We start from the raw sequence: 18,974 nt of genomic DNA, 5'->3' as shown, positions 1-18,974 counted from the left end.
CGCCACCGACTGCAAACGCAAGGAAGGAGCCATGTTCCGTCGGAGTCGGCAACGAGTCGCGTTACCCGAGAAGGGCCCGCTGGTGCTCCCGAGTCGCGCTGTACCCGTCGCGGCCGAATCGACAACCCGGCAGGTCGCCGCCGATCCGGGGATGAACCCGAAGACGTTGCGGAACTGGATCCGGCCGCCGATGCGTGCCGGCCCCAAGGCCGCCAGGCGGAGGTACCGACCGAGCCGCCGACACCGCTGGAGGCGGAGAACGCCGCCCTGCGCCAGAAGGAGCCTCCGACTTGTGATAATTGACCGGGACGACAGTGTGCTCGCTCAGGACATCGGAATGGGGTGTCTCAAGACATCGGCATGGGCTTCCTTGCGGTCAGATGTCCGCCAGTTCCCGCAGTGAACGCATCGCCGGGTTCCGGGCCAGTGCAGGATGGTGAGGTTCGAGGTACTCCACGCCGTCGGTGATGACCGGACCTCGGAGACGTATTCGTCGAACGAGCAGCTGGGATGCGGCGTCGGAACACCACGCGGCGTAGAGGTGAACTCTATCTGCCTGCCCACAAGTTGCATCCGGATGACGTAGGTGTTATCCGTGAAATCGACCTTCGCCGCCCCAGCGGACCGCAGGCTTTGCAGCGAGCGCCCCAGAGTGAACATGATGTCGATCAGCGGAGGCCGAGCGGCCGACAGGAACGCGTGACCATCCACGATGAGGTCGACCGGGTACTCGAAGAATCCATAGCGCAAATCCGTCGCGCTGAGAGCTGCCAGGTCGACTCGGCCGGCCTTCCACGCCTTCTCGTAGCCAGACCCGATGTCGCTGCGGCTGTCGGGCGTGAACTTGATCTTCAAGGTCATCTTCCGTCTTCTCTGCTGAGGTCCGTGTCTGCCGGGGGCGGTCGCGGAGACGCTGATCCCGCTCCGCATCCGCCCACGGTCGAACGGGTGATCTGCATGGGGTGAGCGGTTCGCAGGGACCGTCCTCGTGGAGGATCACACGGCGATGTAGTACCCGCCGGGGAGGTTCCCGGTTGCCCGAGGTGGCGCAGGTGTGCGGCCAGCACCTCTTCGGCGTGTGCGGAGCGTTCGCGGGTCGTGCCCATGCCCTGGCAGCAGGTGCGCACATCCAGATGGGGACGTTGACCACGCCTACACCATCGAGGGCAGCGGCCGGGCCGCACGCCTGGCCAGCGGTGATCCCCACTCAACTCAGCCACTCGACCACCCAACGACCTTCCTCGAAGAAGGCCTCCAAAGAGGCGAAATCCTCAACCCACTCGTCACCACCGGCGACTTTCAAATCCGCGTCCGCAGCCGTCAGGACCAGATAGCTCGGAGGGTCGTCCGGGAGCTCCTGGACGAAGACGTAGCGTCCCTGTTCGTCGCCCGAGGCGATCCGCCCCAACGTTTCCACTTGGATCATTCTTCATGCTCCCGAAGTGCAGGGCTGCGGGTCCGGGTGGCCGGCAGTTGAGGTTCCCGGACGTACGTGGGCCCCGGCCGACAGAGGCCGGCCGAGGCGCACGGTGTCAGGATGCGATGCTCACCGCTCCTGCTCGCACATCCCTTCCTCCAGCTCCTGGATGTCCCGGTCGCCGGAGACCACGCAGATCCAGCGGGTCGGCTCCTCGGTGTACTCCCAGCTCTGGGGATCGGCGAGTAGCTCGTCCAGCTCCTGCCCGGTGACCTCCTCGCCGGTGTGGTCCGCGGGCCACTCGTCCGACCGGAACACCTTGATGAACCCGAGCCGGCTCCAGCAGGCGATGAGACGGGCGAAGCGCGGAATGTGCTTCGCCCACGCCCGCTCGTCCTCACTGTCGGACCAGTCCGCGAGCAGACTCCAGAGATCCGAGCACTCACCGCCGTTGACGTAGAGACAGTACTCGTCGTCCGCCCACTCCTTCACGGCCGACCACCCTCAATGCGGTGCAGAAACTCCCGCACCGCGTGCAGTAGTTGCTCAGCTGTCGCATCGCCTGGATCCCGATCGGCCGCATCCGGGACGTAATCCTCGACCACGTAGAAGAGGTGGTTCAGGATGCCGAACTCCTCGTCCGAGAGCCCATCGGCCTCTTTGAAAAGCGCCAAGAACTCCGCCTCAAACCCTTCGAGTGCGAGCTGCCCGGCGACACCTCGCCGGGCGATCTCCACAAAGGGGCCCAATAGTCCCGGCATCACAGACTTCCAGCTCCCCCTGATCTTCATTGTGTCGGTGGCGTCGACGTGCGCCTGCAAGGCTCAGGCTCCCGGACCACAGTCAGTTATGACGCCGAGTAATCGCCGGCGCTCACGATCTAATACTGGAAGTCAACTCCCGTGCGAAAAAGGTGCTTCCAAGCTGTTGATGCTGATCGTTGAGAATGTAGCGGATGGAGTGACGTGGCGGTGGTCACGGTCCGCCCCGGAGAGGCTCGGTGCCGGGTTCAGTGTGCGGGAGCAGCCTGCGAAGGTGCACGGGCAGCACGGCCGGATGGTGTCGGACGTGCCAGTCGATGGCCGCCAGGTCGTCCTGAACCTGCCCGTTCGGTGACTGGTCGCGGGGTTCCGGGATGCCGACGGCAGACCGTCCGCGTGCAGACCCCGAGGCTGCTGGGCCGAGGTGGGCGCGGAGCTCGGCCCAATGCGCGACACCGGCGACCGGCGACGCGGAAGTACCTCGGGCCGCCCCCGCGTCCGGCCCTGCATCCGGCTGGACCCCTGGGGATCCAGAACCCGATACGGATCCGCATGCCGCCCTGCGCCCTTCCGATGGCGAGTAATCGCATGCGCAAGAGCACGATACTCACCGCAGCAGCCTCGCCGCGTCCACCGGACGAAGAAGCAGAGACTGCGGGTCACGCAGGTATTCGCCGGTGTACCGTGCACGCACACATCGTCACGTGCACGGCACTTGGGGGCTTCACGGTGACCCGACTGAAGATCCCGTAGATTTACTGGGACGAAGAGAACGCCGTACGCCTGCTCAAGGAGTACTTCTTCACCCGCCGACGCTCCATCGGCGACCTGTTCTACTCCGGCGCCTACTTCGAGAGCCTCGGTGGAGGCGGTGACGCCGAGCACGTCGCCGATCGCTTCGACACCAACGACTTGGTGGCCCTGACGATGCTCGAGGTTTCCCTCAAGCCACACGGGGCGGTCAACTTGCTCACCGATCCCGACGGGCACTGGGCGCGACTACTGTCACTCATCCCTCGTGACGCCCGGCTGGAAGATCCTGGAAGCGATGCCCTCATCGCAGAGGGCGGGCCCGCCTGGGAGCTGTGGGAACGTCTGGCCGGCAAGGGCTACCCGAACAAGCCCGACGGTAGCGGTCCGGTCATCGCGGGCAAGCTGCTTGCTCGCAAGCGCCCGCACCTGATTCCGGTCTACGACATCCGTGTCAAGCAGTTCTTTCAGCGACCGACGAACGATCAGTTCTTCTGGGCCTCTCTGGCAGCGGCCCTGCGAGCGGACAACGGCACCTTCCACGACCAACTGGTCCGTCTCCGTCACCAGGCGGGTCTCGGCGAAGGCATCGGCGTCCTGCGCGTATGCGACGTCATCGCCTGGATGCACCAAGGCAGACAGAGTCGGACTGCCGCAACCTCCTGACAGCGAGATCAGTTCGGGCTTCTCCACCGAGTCGGGTCTCACCAACTGACCGACGTCGACTGGCTGTCTGTAGCCGATTCGTTGCCCCATACGGAGAAGTCACTGCATGGGAACCGAAGTTCGTCATGCAACGACAGCGGCCTCGTCCGCGGACAGCCGGGGGGAGCACCGCCCGCCGCCTCGGCCGTCGCGAGCACGTGAGTGACGCCGTCCAATCCACGATCTCCCCAGCAGGCCACTGGTCCGACCGCGGCACGACAGCTGTGAGCGCCGGGCACACCGAGCCCCTTCGGCGCGTCACCACCTACCGTGCCGAGTCGCCAAGCGCCCTGCCCTATGGTGAAGTTGGCCCTCTGGAGCAGGACCGCTCCGGAGGCCATCACACTGCAGGGGGTGCGGTCCGGTGACTGTGGGGGCGGACAGGTGAGAGTCGACGCGAGCGGTACCGATGTGGTCGCCGCTTCCGAAGACGGTCCGTATGCCTCCTGTTGAGCCGACCGTCGGCTTGGTGCCGCGGCTGGTGCGCGAGCACCGCAGCCGCGTAGGCTGCCGCGCCTCTTTGTCCGAGCCGTCCGGAAGTCGCAGCGCCGCGTCATGACCAAGGACGTCATTGCCCTGACCAGGCAGCTGCCGGACCCGCGGGCTCTTGCGGCCGCTCTGCTTTCGGGCGGGCCGGACCTGCGGTTGCGGACTTTGGGCGAGGGGGCTGTGGTGCAGCTGGCCGATGACCAGGGGCATCCGCTGGTCTCCATCGAGTCCCCGATGCTGCTGGCCGTGCCGCACGAAGCACAGCGTCTTCTCGGTGTGCACGTGGATCGGCTGGGCGAGTCGGTGTGGTGGACCGAGGTTCGTGCGAGGGTCGCCACGGAGCAAGCGCAGCGACTTGCCGCGGTCGCGGCGGGGCGTCTGGTCGCCGTGCTGGGCGGCGTGCTGTGGCCGGCGTCGGCTGCGGAGGAGGGGATTGGCGTCGTCGACGCCATCGGCGTTCAGGCTCCTCCCCCGCCGCACCCAGAGCAACCTGCGGTGGATGTCCTGACCGATGCGGCCGCCGTCCTTTTTCAGGACCGCCCGGTGCTCGCGCTGTCCTCCTGGCTCGGGAACGCCCTGCTTTCCGCTGCGGCGGAGGACCGTGAGATACAGGTCGTGACCCCACCGCATACGCTGCTGACGCTCCCCGCTCGCCTCGCCCTCACACAGGCCCACGGTCGGTGGGTGGTGCGGGAAGAGGACGGGAGCTACTACGACGGTCTCACCGGAGCGGTGCTGCGCTGGCAACAGGACTCCTTCTCTCCCCTCCCCGCCGCCTCGCGCGGGATGGGCGGTGCCGACACGGCGGCGGCCTTCGCCCCGGTACCGAACCCGGAAGAGCGTCAGTTGCTGCTGTCCCTCCGCACCTGCCACCGGGCCGATGAACACCTGCTGCTCGGCGGCGCGCTGGAGACTGCCTGGCAGCACCTGACCGGCGCCGCCCCGGCTGCCTGGGGCACGGCCGAGCCGGCCGGCCTGCCCTGGTCCCGGCGCAACCTGACCGATTTCGCGCGGGAGCGCGCCCCTCGTCCGACCCGACTGGTGGTGACCGGGGCGCCCGAGCGGCCGGCCGTCGCCGCCGTGCACATCCTGCGCACCCCGGACGGCGTGGAAGAAGACATCACCCTGGGAATCGGCTACGGCAGAGGCGAATCCCCGCCCTATGGCAGGCTCGCGAGCCTCGCGGACGACCTGGCCTCCCACCACCGTCTGCGTTCGGCCCTGTTCCATGTGCGGACCGGGCGGCGGGATGTGAATGCCCCGGCGAGTTTCGAGACACCGCCCATCCCGCTCGCCCTCGCGCTCGGCGCGGAGGAAGCCCAACGGGCGGCCGATGCCCGGAGAGACGTAGTGCCTCTTCCTGAGCCGCCGCGGGCGATCGGGGCGCGGCACCGACCGGGCAGGTATTTCTCCCTGGGAGGAGTCGACTCCCCGTCGAACTGGGAAACGTTGCGTTCTCTCCTGGCACACCTGCGCAACCAGGACGCGTAGCGCAAAGGACCTTCCACCGCAGACATCAGTGAGCGGAGCGCGTTCGACCCGTGCTCCGGCTTGAGATCGGGGGATCATGACGAAGTGGGACATCGATTCCGCAGGCGTGGGCCGCATCGTCGGGGAAGCCGGACGCATCGCCGGGCATTTCGAGGGCGAACTGAAGTCCATCAGGTCGCACCTGGAAAGCGCGATGACAGCGGCCGGCGCGCTGGACTTCGGCGGCGAGGGCGAGACGCCCGAGGTCGGCCTGGTGGGCATGACGCTCGGGCAGTACTTCACGGCCCAACAGAGCGACATCGCCTTCATCGTGGCCCGCGCGGGCAAATCGCTGCAAGGAGCGGTGGACGCCACGAAGGCATACAGCAAGGGGGATCTGGACATGGCGGCCAACGCCCAGAACAAGGCCCTCAAAGCGCCCCACATCGACGTTGACAGTTCGGGGAAGAAGGGCGCCAAATGATCGACCCCCATGCCATTCCCCAGTTCAAGGGCGACCTGGAGCAGTTGGAGAAGGACGCCTCCGCGCTGAAGAAGCAGGCCGGGGAGTTCCGCACCACCGGCGCCGATGTGCACTCCAAGTTCCAGGGCCTGTCCGGTGTCTACCACGCCCCCGAGGCCCACCAGCTCTTCGACACCACCACGCCGGTCCGGGACATGTCCGACGCCTTCGCGGACGACTTGGAGAAGATCGCCACAGCCCTGTCGGACTACGCCGACGAAGTACGCCCCATCAGGAACAAGCTGAAGCGGCTCAAGGCCCGGGCCGCAGCCTTCGTCGAGAGCGTCAAAGGCGATGAGCACTGGAAGGACGACGAAGAGAAAATAGCCGAGCATGCCGACCTGCTGCACGCGGTGAACGTCGCGGTCGCGGCGTTCCAGGCAGCTGAACGCCGCGCGGCCAACAGCATCGGCGACCGCTTCCCCGGCTCCACGCACTACACCGTCGACGACGGCTCCGGCAAACGCGGCATGTACGGATACCGGGCCGGCGACCTGGACAAGGCGAAAGAGCTGCCCTGGGGCACTCCGGAGCAGGAGACCCACCGCGTCTGGGAACTCGACCACTGGGGCGCCAGCGCGGCCAAGGGGATTTTCGTCGACGGCCTCGGCGGTGACATCCAGGGCCTTGCCGCACTCGTCGGCTGGCACGGCGGCGACGAAGCCTCCCACGCCTGGGGGCAGCTGTGGAACACCTTCGGCGGCCTCGGCCAGTACACGATCTGGCCGTACGACTGGGCGATGTCCAAGACCATCGGCGGCGGCAACGGCGACAACGAGCAGAAGAAAGCCTTGCGAGATGCCTTCAAAGGCTTCGTGGCGTGGGACGAGTGGAAAAAGGATCCCGTGCGGGCAGGCGGTCAAGTCCTGTACAACATCACCCCCTTCGGTCTGGCCGGCAAGCTGGGGAACTTCGCCAAGGGCACGCACCTGGCGGAGGGCACGAAGGCCGCAAAGGTCGCCGAATCGATCGCCGAAGGCACCAGGGCCGCCCGCGCCGCACTCCCCAAAGCCTCAGAGGTACTGGCGGCCGTCAAACGCCTCCCCCACTGGGGCGACGCACCTCACCTGGACCGCACCCTCGACGCAGCGGACGACCTGGCCCACACGCCAGGCGGCGGCGTACGCATGCCGGACCGCGACGGCCACCCCCCGATGGTCCTCGATGACCACGGAAATTTCCGCCACGCCAAGACCGGCGAAATCGTTCACGACATCCAGGACGCCAGAAAGGAAAGCGACCACCCGCGGCAATCCGTGCCCGAGGACCGCCCCGCACACGAGAAAGCGCCGGAACGCGAAAAGGTGTCAGTGGGCGCCGGCCACGAGCCACCCGGCGCCCGCGCGCACACCGGCGAGAGCCCTTCCGCCCACCACGAGCCTGTCACCGGCGGGCACAGCGGTGGGACGGATAGAGGTGGTCATGACACTCCATCCACCAGTCGGCACGGTGACGGCACCGGCACAGCCGGACACGGCGAAGGACACAGCACGGGCGGGCATCACGGGCCGCCAACCGGCAGCCACACTGCCGACCCCGGCGCGACCGGACCCGAAGGGCCGGGCGGTGGTGCCCACGACAGCCCTGGTGACGGAGGCTCCCGTGGCGGACCGGGTGGTGGTAGCCACGACCCCTCCGACTGGTCGGACCGGGTCAGCGAGGGGCACCGCACCTCTCACAGTCCGACCGCTCCCATGAACCCTGCTCAAGAAGCTGCGGTCACCGACGCACTCAAGCGTGCCAAAATGCAGCCGCATGACCAGGAACGTCTCCTCACACAGCTGCGCAAGAGTGAGTACGGGGCAGGCATCGCCGAGCACATTGCTCGAGGGAACTTCGATGCCCTGCCCGGCTATTATGGGCGTGAAGGCCTGCTCAGCCAGTGCAAGCAGAAGGGCATGCTCCCCGCTGTGCATCAGGCCATGGAGTTTGCCGCGGATCTCCAGAAACGCGGAGTCGAGGACCTGGCCTTCGAGTACAAGGCGCCAGGGCAAGGACTGGATCTCGATGTCCTGATCAGGTCAGGGGACGACATCAAGTATGGGTGCCAACTCAAGGACGTGGAGCACGAGCCCGGCATCAGTTCCGCGGCCAAAAAGATCGCAAAGAAGGGACTGGCCGGAGAGATTGCAGGGCCCAAGGTTGCCATTCTGGACGTCCACGACACCAGGGCTGCTCTCACGGAAGCCACCGTCAGGAACGTGGAGCATCTCGCGAAGAGGACCGGGGCGACTTTCGAGCTGCGCTTCGACGACGGCTCCGTCACCATTCCTGCCAACGGCCAAGTCTACCCGTAAGGAACCCACATGCCCTTCTTGATGCGCGCACCCGAGGAATGCGCCTCCTGGGAATGGGAATTGGACCACTTCGCGCCGCCCGGCCTGGCCTCCGCGCTGAGCACAGCGGCGCGCATGTCAGAGTCACTGCGGAAGCACGGCCTCTTGGAGCCGAGCCAGATTGAATGGCTCTGGTTTGTCTACGGCGTCGGCGGGATCGGCATCAAGACAACACTCCCCGTGAGGGGGCGGATCGACCCCTCCGACCTCGCTCAGCGAATTGAACGGAGCCGACCTTCGGGACACCCGAACGCCCAGGTTGGAAACCTCACCGTGTCCGGACGGGGTACCTGGTTCGACGCGGAGGGAGAGGAACGACACGAACAAGACCTCGTCGTGCTGAGCGTCGACCCGGATGAATACCAACTCACGGCCGACGTGGCGGTCTACCATGACATCTGGGGCTACTTCGACTTCAGGGGTTATCCACACCCGGAAATCCACAAGCGCAATGCGCCCAGGCTCGCTGCGGCTCTTCGAGAACTCGAGGAAATTCTCGGGACAACAGCGACGACGGGCGACGCAACCTACTTCGGACGCGCTGAAGGCCACAGCATCGAAATGCCCGATGTCATCGATGGACGAGGGCCCGATCTCACAGACCGCCTGTAAAGGGTCGGTCAATCAAGCGGCTCCGTCTCACTTCGGACGCGACGCTGAGAGCTTGTAACGCGATCACGTGAGCTTTCTGAGGAGTCGCCAGCAGATCATGCTGCAGGTCGGGGAGACGAAAGTGTCGGTAGGTTCGGGGCGTCGTTCCCACCCGCCAGGCGGCAAGTTCGTGCCGGAGGGAACACTGTGATCGCCACCTCTCCTGTTGCCCGCTGGACTTGGGGGCGGTTCGACCAAGCCGGGGACAAGGTCGTTGCATGCCTTGGCGACCTCCTGCGTGCGTACGCGGTCTTGGCGGAACACCGACTCGCAGTGGGGACTCCACACCCGTCCGTGTCCGTCAAGGAAGCAGGGAAACCGAAAAGCGAGCTCTTCGACGGCGGATTCATGCTCGATGTGATGTCACTCCCCTCGGACGTGGCGAAACATCTGGCCGGCCAAGTCGAAACTACGCGGAGTCCAGGAGAGGTCGGCAGCGTGTCTGCCCACATCAAGGGATCTGGTCTCGTCATTGTCAACGGCGACGACACCGTGGTGGAGGGCCTGTTCTCCCTGCGGGTCTCTGCGTTCCTCAACTACACCGGCGTCAGCCTGGAGACATTCTCCGACGCCTGGATGCCCCATGACCTCAAAGGTCGAGCGCAGCCCGCCGTCCATGCCACGAACGCGCCCCGTCTGGCCGCCGCGTTGCGGGACCTGTCGGAGGCCCTGGACTCCGAGATCGAACCCGAGGATCCGACGTATTTCGGCGAACCGACCGAGACCGGCGTCGCCAACCGACTCCGCACCGACAGCACCCCCTGGGACGTCTGGGCCGGCTTCGAAATCTCCGCCCGCACCGAGATCTTCCGCCATACGCCCACCTTCCAACCCGGGTACCGGCGCACGGCGGACGGCGAGGTGCAGTACGTCCCCGTCCACGGCGAACACGGCGTACTGGGATACCTCTGGGCCTCCGACGCGGCCAACGCAGCGAGCTTCGAGCCCCGAGACGCCGCCGACGAGGAGGGACGCCAGGCCGGACTGATGTGGCTGGACCGCCTGAACTCCGCCTACGAACGCGGTCTGGCCCCCTCTCAGGCCCTTGCCGAACTGACCGGCCTGCCGGCGAACAACCAACCCAACAGGCTCGACCTCACCTACTTGCGTGAACTCGCGAGAGGAGGCTGAGCCGGAGCCGACGACATCCACTGGCGGACGGCTTCTCCCCGGCCAAAGTGTCACGGCAGATGATCTCAATGCCGGAGCGGGTGGTGAGCCAGTCAGAGACCGTGGAGACCGCGCGGTCGGGGAGGAGAGCGACGGGTCTGCGGGGCTCGACGTCGGCCAGGAGCGTGGCATGGACGTGTCCCTTCGCAGGGCAAACTCGTCGGCACCCAGGACCCGCGGGGATGGGGGGAACCGGGTCGGGCAGGGCACGTATCAGCCGCAGCAGGGCCGAGCGGCTGCCCGCGACCGTCAGGGCCGTCGCGGGCCAGGCCCCGGCCCGCCCTGCCGACGGCCTGCATCCTCCTCCCGGGCAACAAGGAGAAGCACACCCTCTTCTGCCAGGGGTTCACCGACCGCCGGCTTGCCCTCATCGGTCTGGAGGACAGCCTGGCGGCCCAGTACAAGAAGAACCTGGCCGTCTACCGCAAGAAACCGCGCAGCGGGCGGCGTCCCGGCCGGACACGAAGGACCAGCAGTATTGACCCATGTCCGTCATCCCTGTCCTCATCTGCTGCGCCCTCACGACCGCAGGGTGGTTCTGGAGCCGTCCGCTGCTCCTGGGCACGTGGCGGCGCAACCCCGCATGGCTCACCTGGAGTGCGGTGCTCCTCCTGATGGGAGCCGGTGTCACCTACCTCATCGGCTCCCTCCTCCCCATCACGTCACTGGACCCGGAGGAGGCCTGCAGTAAAGCCGGCCAGGCCTACGACCGGACATACCGCAGGACGAACTTCGAGGAGTACACCCAGTGGTTCCCGCTGCACAACAAGTGCAACGCGGAATACGACCTGATCCCCGCCTGGGTGAACCCCACCCTGGTCGCACTCCCCGCCCTGGCACTCCTCTGCCTGGCCCACGCCGTGCTCCTCACCGTCACCCAACGCCGGACCAAGAAGAAGGGCACGTCATTGAACGACCTGCACAGGCACCGTGTGCCCGGCCCGGCCGCCCCGACGCCTCCAGCCTCCTCTCCGGCCGGCCCGGAGCCAACCGCATACGCGATGGCGACTCCTTCCCCGTGAAGACCAACCCCCTGACCTGCCGAGGAATTACCTGCCATGGCGCTCCTCACCGAGTACAGCACCACAGCCCGCCCCGACCGCCGCATCGTCGAGATCTACGACGCGGACGCCTATCTCGGAGATGATGAGTCCCTGGCCGCGTCACGGAGCCAGGTGGTGGCCGGTAACGGCTACCACCTGTACCTCCACAGCCCGCAGGACGACATTCACGTTCGCGTCACCCTCCGGGTCTGGGACGCACCCCACTCCCTCCCCGAGGATGTCGAAGGGTGCGTCCCCGTGTCCCTAGAATCGGAGACCGGCATCGTGGTCATAAGCCAGTTCACCCTCGGACCGGCCGGTGAGATGACCTTGCCCCGCCCGGGCGTATACGAAGGCCATGCCTGGTGGACCGGCCGCCAGGCCACCGGCGACTACCACACCACGTGCATGCACCGCCGTTTCACCGAGAACTGGGACCGCGATCGCGTCCGGCAAGCGTGGAGGGAATGCCCGGTCCAGGAGCAGTACGTGCTCGATCTCTGGTACACCCGCGAGCCCGAACCCGTCGATGGCGAGGACCTATAAAGCTGCTCACTCGTGCCAGGGACGGCGGCGCCGGCAACCGGCCGGGCGCGGTCGCACCCATGGCTGACGCCGGATATCCGGCTGCGTATCCGCCAAAAGGCCTCCGCTGATCACCACGCAGCAGTGCGTTCGCCCGAACCACCGTTCGATCGGCCGCTCCGGACCAACTGAATGCGCACCTCACGGCCGGGCGAGGAAGCCGCCTGCCGCAAGCTCACGCGCGAGTTCCACAGGCTGCTCACGAGCACGTGGCTCTTCTGGTCGCGGCCCGCGGCGGCGGCGCTCCTCGTCAGGGTACGGCTCGCCATCATGTGACAGCGGGGCTTCGGACGTCAGTTGGGGCAGCCGGAGGGCGTGCTCGAACAGCATGGTCCTGGATCCGGGAAGCTGGTCCCGGGTGTCGCGCTCACCGGCGGACGGAGGACTCGATTCTCTTGATCATGCCCGGGAGACTGCCATCGCCACGCCCGTCGCGGCAAGCCCTTTCCGTCCGCGTCGTGATGCACCAGCCCTGACCGCCAAACGAGCCCGAGGTCGGCGGCGGCGCGGCCACGACCCTGGCCCCAACGGTCTGACCAGCGTTTTCGTGGCCCGATGATGTCCCCGAGGAGACGCCTGTCGATCAGCCCGCTGAGAGACGAGGAACCTGGCGCGCGGCAGTAGCAGTGTGCGTAAGCCCCTGCTGTCAGGCTGCCGCACCCGGACACATCGAGCAGTGGGCAGCGGCGCATCCCTTCACGTCTGTCAAGGGGTTGGCCCTGGTGGTGCCAGTGGGCAGGGCCGGGTGATGGCGCGGTGTTCGCGCTGCACGCGCCGTCATCCGCTCTCTGCCGCGGGAGGGCGGCTGCCGCCATGGTGGGAGAAACCGTCCTCGACCGTGGAGGTGAGTCCGGTGGCGTATCGGTCTGCGGGCGGCCGGGTGTACCGGCGCTGTGGGTGCCGTGACGCGGACGGCAGGCAGTGGGGGGCTCGCTGCCCGCGGCTGCGTGCGGGGACCAAGCACGGCTCGTGGGCGTTCGCGGTATCCCTGCCGGAACCGGGTGGCCGCCGCCGCAGGCGGTGCCGTAGCGGCTTCGCGACCCGCGCGGAGGCCGAGGCTGCCATGCGCCGTGCGCTGGAGGCGGAGCGCCGCGGGCTGGAATGGGAGGAGGAGCTGACGGTGGCGGGCTATTTGCTGCAGTGGCTGGCCTCCAAGCGGGAAGACTTGCGCCCGACGACCTTTGCCCGCTACCGCGACCACGTCCACCGGGATCTGGTCCCGGCTCTCGGCGACCTGCGGCTGCTCGACCTGCGTGCCCGGCACATCACCGCCTGGAACCGAAGTCAACTGGCCTCCGGACGGGGGCGGACGGCCGTTTACCGGGCCGGGGCGACGCTCTCCAGCGCCCTGTCCGCAGCAGCGCGGCAGCGGTTGATCCCCGACAACCCCGCCCGTCACGCCGTGCTCGGCAGGCCCACCGCCCCGGAGCGGCTGTGCTGGAGCCCGGCACAGGCAGCGGCGTTCCTGCGGCACAACCGCACCGCGTACGCGGATGTGTGGGCAGATGCCTTCGAGGTGCTGCTGGGCACCGGCATGCGGCGCGGAGAGCTTCTGGGCCTGCACTGGCCCGAGGTCCACCTTCAGGAGAAGGTGCTGCTGGTGCGCTGGAACCTGACCGCCGTGGACAACAACCACCTCTTCCTCGGCCATCCCAAGACCCGCGCCAGCCGGAACTGGGTCAGCCTGTCTCCGCGGGTGGCACAGGCACTGGGCCGCCGGGCCGAGACCGCCCGCGCGGCGCTGGGGCCGCAGGCCCCGCTGGAGGGGCTGGTGTTCTGCCGGCCCGACGGCTCACCGCTGCGTCCCCAGCAGGTGCTGGTGACCCTGCGCCGCCGGGCCGCGGAAATCGGTCTGCCCAGGATCGGGGTGCACGACCTGCGGCACACAGCCGCCACGATCATGATCAGCTCCGGTGTACCGCTGGCGGTGGTCTCCAAGACACTGCGGCACTCGACGCTGTCCACCACGGTCAACCTCTACGGCCACCTGCTGCCCCACGCCGCCCGGGACGCGGTGCGCGCCCTGAGCCGCGCACTGGAGCGCGCCGACCGCGATCACGCGTCGGCCAGAGCGGTCGGGGCCGCGTGAGCCGCGGTGCCGAACGCTGACGGGTGACCGGCCGACCTGGGCGGTGGCATCACCTGGGCATCACCGTCACCCGAACGTGGACCAGCGGGCCTGCCGTATTCGGCAGGCCCGCTGGTCACACTGTCGGGACGACAGGATTTGAACCTGCGACCCCTTGACCCCCAGTCAAGTGCGCTACCAAGCTGCGCCACGTCCCGGTGCCCGTGCGGCCTGGGGTTTCCCCCTCGCCGACCGCGCAGGAGAAACAATACCGCACCGCGCGGGGTGCTTGCCCACCCCATTCCGGTGGCAGGGAGTGAGCGGCCGGGGAGGGCGGGGCGGGGGGCCGGGACACCGGGATGAGTACGGCTACTCATGTGCCCGGGACCGGGAGCGGGGACTCTTCTGGCATGAGCACTCCCATCGAGCGGCCCACGACCACGGCGTTCTTCGTGCAGGCCGCGATCTCGTTCGCGATCTCCCTGGTGGCGATGTCCTTCGGCATCGCCAAGCTGCCGCTCGGCCCCTGGGAGCGGGGCTTTCTCGCCCTCGGGCTCGTCTTCGTGGTGACCTCCAGCTTCACGCTCGCCAAGTGCGTACGGGACCGGCAGGAGGTCACCGAGGTCTCCAGCCGCGTCGACAAGGCTCGGCTGGACAAGTTGCTCGCCGAACACGATCCCTTCGAGGTGAAGAATCTCTGAGGGCGGCGGGAAGGCCGGACACCGGCACGGGCGGACGAGTACCTTCCGTCACTGCACCGCACCGGACCGTTGCCGCCGTTGCTCTCCGTGATGCGCCGCTGGGCGGCCCGCTGAGTGACTTCGAGCGCCCCGGCCGTCCGGTCTGGGCCGCGGCGCTCCATCGCGCAGGCACCGGACCCTCTGCCCCGCCCTTCCGTTGTAGAGCCTGCGGAAGGGCGGGGCAGAGGGTCCGGTCCGGTGAGGGACGGGTCGATTCGATCCGGTGAGGGGGTCCCGTCCGGCCGGGGCATGGTGCGCTACCCGGTGCGGACGGTCGCGGCACGCGGCGATGGCGCGGTGGGGCGCCAACGCGCCAACGCCGCGATGCGGCGATGCGGCGATGCGGCGATGCGGCGATGGTCAGCCCGCGCGCTCATCCCGGAGGTCCGGATGGGCCTCGGCGAGGGCGCGTGGGGCTGCCTGGCGCCAGGAGTCCAGGAGGATCGCGCGCAGTTCCTCCTCGTCGTCCAGCGCGGCGAGACGGACCCGCAGCCAGGCGTAGTGGTCGTCGTGGCCCTCCCGGACGAAGAACTTCTCCGGTTCGGAGGCGATCAGCTCCGCCCGGTCCTCGACCGGGCACTTCACGCCCACCGAGGCGTCGTCGTCCGCGAGGGACGCGAAGATCTTGTTGCGCACCCTGAACGTGGGCATGCCCCACGCCAGCTTTTCCGCCGTCTCCGGGAGGGAGAGGGCGATACGGCGGACATCCTCGGCGGTGGTGGTCATGACGGCGCTCCCATCGGTTCGTTCGGGCCTGAGGCAGTGCTGTGTTCCGGGCGTCACCAAACGTATGCGGGACCACTGACACCGACCTGCGCAGCCGGTGCCACGGTCGTCGTCCCGCCGCTGATGGGCGCGCTGACGGGCTCGTCTCGCGCCGGGGCCGCCGTTGCCCGAGTGCCTTCCACCACGGCTCGGACCGGGGCGGTGACGCGAGCCGGTTTCCGCCACGGGCCGGTCCGTCCTGCTGTGGCTCACGGTGCGCACGGTGCGCGTCAGCTCGTCCGGGGCGGGGAAGAGTGGTGAGGCGCTCGTCCCTCATCCGCGGGATACGGAGGTGCCGCAGGCGTCTTCGGCCCTGCCTTGCCGCTCCTCCGCCCGGATCCCGTCCGGGCCTTACCCGGGAGGCCCGTTGGACACCATCGCATCCTCCGCCCGAGCCGACAGCACCGGCGCCCCCACAGGCGCCCATCCCGGCACTGGCACCGGCTCCGGCTCCGCCTCGGGTACCGACCTCCCCGCTGTTTCCGATGTCCCGGCTGTTTCCGGCATCCCCTGCGCGTCCGGCGCGCCCGGTGGTCCGCCTTCCGCGGCCGGCGAGGAGCGCTCACCGCTTTCCCGCCGGCGCTTCCTCCGGGCCGCCGCCGGTACCGCGGCGGCAGGCGCGGCCGTCGCCGGCGTCACGCCCGCCGTGCCCGCCGCTCCGGCCGTCGCCGCATCCCCGTCGGCGTCCCCGTCCGCCCGGCGCGTGCCGCTGTCCCTCACCGCCGCCACCAACGGCGCCGCGACCCTCTCCCCCGGCGGCAAGCAATGGTCGCCGAGGTGCAGAACGTCCTGTGGTCCGTACCCGTCGGCAAGGGCGGGGCGGGAGACGACGGTGACGGAAGCGGGCGCGGCGCCGGAGCAGGCCCCGCAGGACGGGACGCCGGCTCCGCCACCGCCCTCACCCCGCCCGACCTGGAGCCCACCCGCCCCGTGTTCTCGCCGGACGGCGAGCTGCTCGCCGTGTGCGCGTACCGGGGCGGCGGCTTCCACCTGTGGCTGCTGCGGCCCGACAGTTCCGGCTTGCGGCAGCTCACCGACGGCCCATGGGACGACCGCGGCCCTGGCAGAGCACCTACGGCGGCCGCCAGACGGTCACCCAGCTCGCCTACGGCATCACCACCGCGGTCTCCCTCGGCGGCTTCGCCCACGAGCAGGCGCGGCTGCGCAAGGCCGTCAACGCGGGGGCGCCGGCCGCACCGCGGCTGCTGACGACGGGCGAACTGCTGGACGGGCCCCGCGTCGCGTACAGCATGGGCCGCGCCCACCGGACGCGCGCCGGTCTGCGCCGTTCGCTGGAGCGGGCCGCCGCCCTCGACTGGGACTTCGTGAAGACATATGCGCGAGCGCCGGGCTGGGTGATGGAGGAGGCCGCGCGCTTCGCGCACGACCGGCTGGGGGTGCGCAGCGGCAGCCATCTGCTGACCCCGGGCATCCAGCTCGGCCAGGACATGACGACCCATCTGCAGGCCACGCAGCGGCTGGAGTACGGACGCGCGACGACGGCGAATGGGCACGCGTACGCCGACGTGACCGAGATCTACTCGGCGGGCGGGGACTTCCATCTGATCGCGACGCCGTTCAGCGCCCTGTGGCTGCTCGGCGCCGACCCGGGGCTGGCGCGCGATCCGCGGGTGACGGCGCTGATGCCGCCGTGGGACGTGGCTGTCGTGACGGAGCAGGGCCATCCGCCGTCCCCCGCGCAACTGACCGCGGTGGAACGGGAGATGGAGGCGTACCGGCGGGTCCTGTCGGCGGGCGGGCTGGTCGCCCTCGGCACGGACGCCCCGCTGATGCCGGTGGGCCTCCATCTGCATCTGGCGCCGCGCGCCCTGCGCCGCAGCGGGCTGTCGGCGGCGCGGACGCTGCGGACGGCGACCGCGCTGCCCGCGCGGGTGTTCGGCGCGGAGCGCGATCTGGGCACGCTGGAGCCGGGCAAGCCGGCGGACATGACCGGCGTCGACGGTGATCCGTTCACGGACTTCGACACGCTGGTGCGGACGGTGTCGGTGGTGCGGGGCGGGGTGCCGTACGAACAGGCGGATTTGGTGGAGAGGTTCGCGGTGTCCGGCGAAGCGGATCGGCCGTCCGCCGCGGAACGGAGCGGAACGGCCGCCGGGACGGCGACGACCGACTGGAGCCCGGTCGGGCGGCAGATGCGCCGGGACGGCTGCTGTGACGCCGGCCCGGAGTGGTGACGCGGCGGCCGGGGAGCCGGGGCGGGAGAGCGGCACGGCCGGAGAGCGGGACCCGGCGGCAGCGGTGACGCTGCCGGCGCGGGGCACGGCCGGAGAGCGGGCACGGCGGGACTCGACGGCAGCGGTGGCGCGGCCGCCGCGGAGCACGGTGCCGGGCGGGCATGCCCCGGCCGCCGGTTGAGGCCGCGCCGGGCTCGGATTGCGGGGCGCGTCGGCCGCTGGGTGAGGCCGCGCCGGCGCCTCCGGCTGAGGCCGCGCCGGCTCCGGTTGTGCCCGCGCCGGCTCCGGTTGTGCCCGCCCCGGCTCCGATTGAGGCCGCGGCGCCTTCGGTTGAGGGCGCGGCAGGCCGCCGGGCGAGGGCGCACCCGGCGCCGGGCGAGGGCGCGGCGGGGCGCGCGGCGTGACGCGTGGGGTGCGGCCTCGCCGGTGCGCCCCGTGCGGGGGCCACGAGCCGCCGCCCGCTTCGACCGTTCAGCGACGATCTTCACCCCGTCAACACAACTTGCCCATTCACTCGATAGATTCACCTCATGGAACTGCGACCCCCGGGACACGCGGACGTGCGGCACTCGGTCTCGACGTGGCGCCAACCGGCCCCACCCACCGCATCGCCGCAGCGGAACGCCCTGATCGCGCTCCTCGCGCGGCGCGTCGCGGGACTGGGCGCCGGGCGCCTTCTCGTGGGAATCGACGGCTTCACCGCCGCCGGCAAGACCAGTTTCGGGCACGAACTGGCCCAGCGCGTCGCCGCCGCCGGGCGCCCCGTCCTCCGCGCGACGCTCGACGACTTCAAGAAGCCGTGGCACGACCGGCACCTGTACGACCGGGAGTCCGGCGAGGGCTACTACCGCAACGCGTACGACTACGAGGCGGTCGAACGGCTGCTGCTCGGCCGCTGCCGCAGGCCGGACGAGACCTCCGCCGTGCTCTGCTCCATCGACCCGCTCAGCCAGCGGGACCACTCCGGCCAGTCCACGCCGCTCACTTCCGACACGGTGCTGATCGTGGACGGTGTCTTCGCCTTCCGCCCGGAGATCAACGCCTACTGGGACTTCCGGATCTGGCTCCACGTGGACCCGGAGGTCTCCGTCCGCCGGGGCGCCGAGCGCGACCAGGACTGGGCCGGCACGGACGCCGAATCGATCCACCGCGACCGCTATCTGGCGGCGCACCGGCTCTACCTCCGGGAGGCCGATCCCCTCCCCGGGACGGACGTGGTCATCGACAACACGGACTTCACCGATCCGCGTGTGCTGAGGGACCCGGCGGTCCTGCGGCTCTGAGCGGGAGCGGCCCCCGCGCCCTT

Annotated in this window: 17 protein-coding genes, 1 tRNA gene and 2 pseudogenes; 14 read left to right on the top strand and 6 right to left on the bottom strand. The window is 69.2% G+C overall.

The window, feature by feature from the left end:
- Window positions 1–324 precede the first annotated feature (324 nt).
- The 4 genes from IF83_RS29955 to IF83_RS0107360 all read right to left on the bottom strand — a co-directional run bounded on the left by IF83_RS29955 (window position 325) and on the right by IF83_RS0107360 (window position 2,238).
- The gene (locus tag IF83_RS29955) at window positions 325–861 is read right to left on the bottom strand and encodes a hypothetical protein (protein WP_244176911.1); all 537 of its coding nucleotides are present in this window, start codon (window positions 859–861) and stop codon (window positions 325–327) included.
- Window positions 862–1,207: 346 nt separating this feature from the next.
- Window positions 1,208–1,426, bottom strand: a complete 219-nt coding sequence (locus IF83_RS0107370) for a hypothetical protein (RefSeq protein ID WP_030543243.1) — start codon at window positions 1,424–1,426, stop codon at window positions 1,208–1,210.
- 120 nt (window positions 1,427–1,546) lie between these two features.
- On the bottom strand, window positions 1,547–1,909 hold the full coding sequence (locus tag IF83_RS0107365; RefSeq protein WP_030543242.1) for a hypothetical protein: 363 nt from the start codon (window positions 1,907–1,909) through the stop codon (window positions 1,547–1,549).
- A complete protein-coding gene (locus IF83_RS0107360) occupies window positions 1,906–2,238 on the bottom strand; it encodes a colicin immunity domain-containing protein (protein WP_030543241.1) in 333 nt (110 codons plus the stop codon). The genes IF83_RS0107365 and IF83_RS0107360 overlap by 4 nt, the downstream gene beginning before the upstream one ends.
- Before the next feature lie 693 nt (window positions 2,239–2,931).
- Here IF83_RS0107360 and IF83_RS31760 point away from each other — a divergent pair.
- From IF83_RS31760 to IF83_RS0107300, 11 genes and pseudogenes are all read left to right on the top strand, one after another.
- Window positions 2,932–3,594, top strand: coding sequence for a DUF6308 family protein (locus tag IF83_RS31760; RefSeq protein WP_347877094.1), 663 nt, complete (start codon window positions 2,932–2,934; stop codon window positions 3,592–3,594).
- Window positions 3,595–4,188: 594 nt separating this feature from the next.
- Window positions 4,189–5,613: a DUF6177 family protein gene (locus IF83_RS0107345; RefSeq protein WP_030543238.1), complete on the top strand. Its 1,425-nt coding sequence runs from the start codon at window positions 4,189–4,191 to the stop codon at window positions 5,611–5,613.
- Between the two features lie 76 nt (window positions 5,614–5,689).
- Window positions 5,690–6,076: a DUF6507 family protein gene (locus IF83_RS0107340; RefSeq protein ID WP_030543237.1), complete on the top strand. Its 387-nt coding sequence runs from the start codon at window positions 5,690–5,692 to the stop codon at window positions 6,074–6,076.
- Window positions 6,073–8,412 carry a hypothetical protein gene (locus IF83_RS0107335; RefSeq protein WP_030543236.1) on the top strand — a complete coding sequence of 780 codons (2,340 nt, stop codon included), beginning with the start codon at window positions 6,073–6,075 and terminating at the stop codon, window positions 8,410–8,412. The genes IF83_RS0107340 and IF83_RS0107335 overlap by 4 nt, the downstream gene beginning before the upstream one ends.
- A gap of 9 nt (window positions 8,413–8,421) precedes the next feature.
- Window positions 8,422–9,063, top strand: a complete 642-nt coding sequence (locus IF83_RS0107330) for a hypothetical protein (protein WP_244176909.1) — start codon at window positions 8,422–8,424, stop codon at window positions 9,061–9,063.
- Between the two features lie 477 nt (window positions 9,064–9,540).
- On the top strand, window positions 9,541–10,233 hold the full coding sequence (locus IF83_RS34600) for a hypothetical protein (protein WP_244176907.1): 693 nt from the start codon (window positions 9,541–9,543) through the stop codon (window positions 10,231–10,233).
- A gap of 524 nt (window positions 10,234–10,757) precedes the next feature.
- Complete coding sequence (locus IF83_RS0107315) at window positions 10,758–11,294, top strand: hypothetical protein (protein WP_244176905.1); 537 nt, start codon at window positions 10,758–10,760, stop codon at window positions 11,292–11,294.
- Between the two features lie 36 nt (window positions 11,295–11,330).
- Window positions 11,331–11,861 (top strand): hypothetical protein, encoded by a 531-nt coding sequence (locus IF83_RS0107310; protein WP_030543233.1) that lies wholly within the window; start codon window positions 11,331–11,333, stop codon window positions 11,859–11,861.
- Between the two features lie 171 nt (window positions 11,862–12,032).
- A complete protein-coding gene (locus tag IF83_RS33640) occupies window positions 12,033–12,176 on the top strand; it encodes a hypothetical protein (protein ID WP_158711008.1) in 144 nt (47 codons plus the stop codon).
- A 472-nt stretch (window positions 12,177–12,648) separates the two neighbouring features.
- Window positions 12,649–12,960, top strand: a pseudogene (locus IF83_RS35545) (hypothetical protein); the annotation flags it as partial.
- A gap of 3 nt (window positions 12,961–12,963) precedes the next feature.
- Window positions 12,964–13,989: a tyrosine-type recombinase/integrase gene (locus IF83_RS0107300; protein ID WP_051722528.1), complete on the top strand. Its 1,026-nt coding sequence runs from the start codon at window positions 12,964–12,966 to the stop codon at window positions 13,987–13,989.
- Between the two features lie 123 nt (window positions 13,990–14,112).
- On the opposite strand, the gene IF83_RS0107295 is transcribed toward IF83_RS0107300, so the two are convergent.
- Window positions 14,113–14,186, bottom strand: a tRNA-Pro gene (locus IF83_RS0107295).
- 192 nt (window positions 14,187–14,378) lie between these two features.
- On the opposite strand from IF83_RS0107295, the gene IF83_RS0107290 reads away from it, so the two are divergent.
- Complete coding sequence (locus IF83_RS0107290) at window positions 14,379–14,669, top strand: YiaA/YiaB family inner membrane protein (RefSeq protein WP_030543231.1); 291 nt, start codon at window positions 14,379–14,381, stop codon at window positions 14,667–14,669.
- A gap of 399 nt (window positions 14,670–15,068) precedes the next feature.
- Here IF83_RS0107290 and IF83_RS0107285 read toward each other — a convergent pair whose 3' ends face one another.
- Window positions 15,069–15,434 (bottom strand): MmcQ/YjbR family DNA-binding protein, encoded by a 366-nt coding sequence (locus tag IF83_RS0107285; RefSeq protein ID WP_030543230.1) that lies wholly within the window; start codon window positions 15,432–15,434, stop codon window positions 15,069–15,071.
- Between the two features lie 977 nt (window positions 15,435–16,411).
- On the opposite strand from IF83_RS0107285, the pseudogene IF83_RS0107280 reads away from it, so the two are divergent.
- Together IF83_RS0107280 and IF83_RS0107275 are read left to right on the top strand one after the other, a co-directional pair.
- Window positions 16,412–17,668 (top strand): annotated as a pseudogene (locus IF83_RS0107280) (amidohydrolase family protein); the annotation flags it as partial.
- 530 nt (window positions 17,669–18,198) lie between these two features.
- Window positions 18,199–18,951, top strand: a complete 753-nt coding sequence (locus IF83_RS0107275) for a nucleoside/nucleotide kinase family protein (RefSeq protein ID WP_030543228.1) — start codon at window positions 18,199–18,201, stop codon at window positions 18,949–18,951.
- Window positions 18,952–18,974: the final 23 nt, after the last annotated feature.

It is taken from the genome of Streptomyces albus subsp. albus, from assembly GCF_000719865.1.
Classification (GTDB): Bacteria; Actinomycetota; Actinomycetes; order Streptomycetales; family Streptomycetaceae; genus Streptomyces; species Streptomyces albus_E.
Note: the sequence above shows the minus strand (reverse complement) of the source record. Positions and strands in the feature narration are given on the sequence as shown.

Bases quoted from the DNA above. Each gene is read 5' to 3' on its own strand.
- IF83_RS29955 (WP_244176911.1), bottom strand. From the start codon at position 861: ATGACCTTGAAGATCAAGTTCACGCCCGACAGCCGCAGCGACATCGGG.
- IF83_RS0107370 (WP_030543243.1), bottom strand. From the start codon at position 1,426: ATGATCCAAGTGGAAACGTTGGGGCGGATCGCCTCGGGCGACGAACAG.
- IF83_RS0107345 (WP_030543238.1), top strand. From the start codon at position 4,189: ATGACCAAGGACGTCATTGCCCTGACCAGGCAGCTGCCGGACCCGCGG.
- IF83_RS0107340 (WP_030543237.1), top strand. From the start codon at position 5,690: ATGACGAAGTGGGACATCGATTCCGCAGGCGTGGGCCGCATCGTCGGG.
- IF83_RS0107335 (WP_030543236.1), top strand. From the start codon at position 6,073: ATGATCGACCCCCATGCCATTCCCCAGTTCAAGGGCGACCTGGAGCAG.
- IF83_RS0107330 (WP_244176909.1), top strand. From the start codon at position 8,422: ATGCCCTTCTTGATGCGCGCACCCGAGGAATGCGCCTCCTGGGAATGG.
- IF83_RS0107315 (WP_244176905.1), top strand. From the start codon at position 10,758: ATGTCCGTCATCCCTGTCCTCATCTGCTGCGCCCTCACGACCGCAGGG.
- IF83_RS0107310 (WP_030543233.1), top strand. From the start codon at position 11,331: ATGGCGCTCCTCACCGAGTACAGCACCACAGCCCGCCCCGACCGCCGC.
- IF83_RS33640 (WP_158711008.1), top strand. From the start codon at position 12,033: ATGCGCACCTCACGGCCGGGCGAGGAAGCCGCCTGCCGCAAGCTCACG.
- IF83_RS0107300 (WP_051722528.1), top strand. From the start codon at position 12,964: ATGCGCCGTGCGCTGGAGGCGGAGCGCCGCGGGCTGGAATGGGAGGAG.
- IF83_RS0107290 (WP_030543231.1), top strand. From the start codon at position 14,379: ATGAGCACTCCCATCGAGCGGCCCACGACCACGGCGTTCTTCGTGCAG.
- IF83_RS0107285 (WP_030543230.1), bottom strand. From the start codon at position 15,434: ATGACCACCACCGCCGAGGATGTCCGCCGTATCGCCCTCTCCCTCCCG.
- IF83_RS0107275 (WP_030543228.1), top strand. From the start codon at position 18,199: ATGGAACTGCGACCCCCGGGACACGCGGACGTGCGGCACTCGGTCTCG.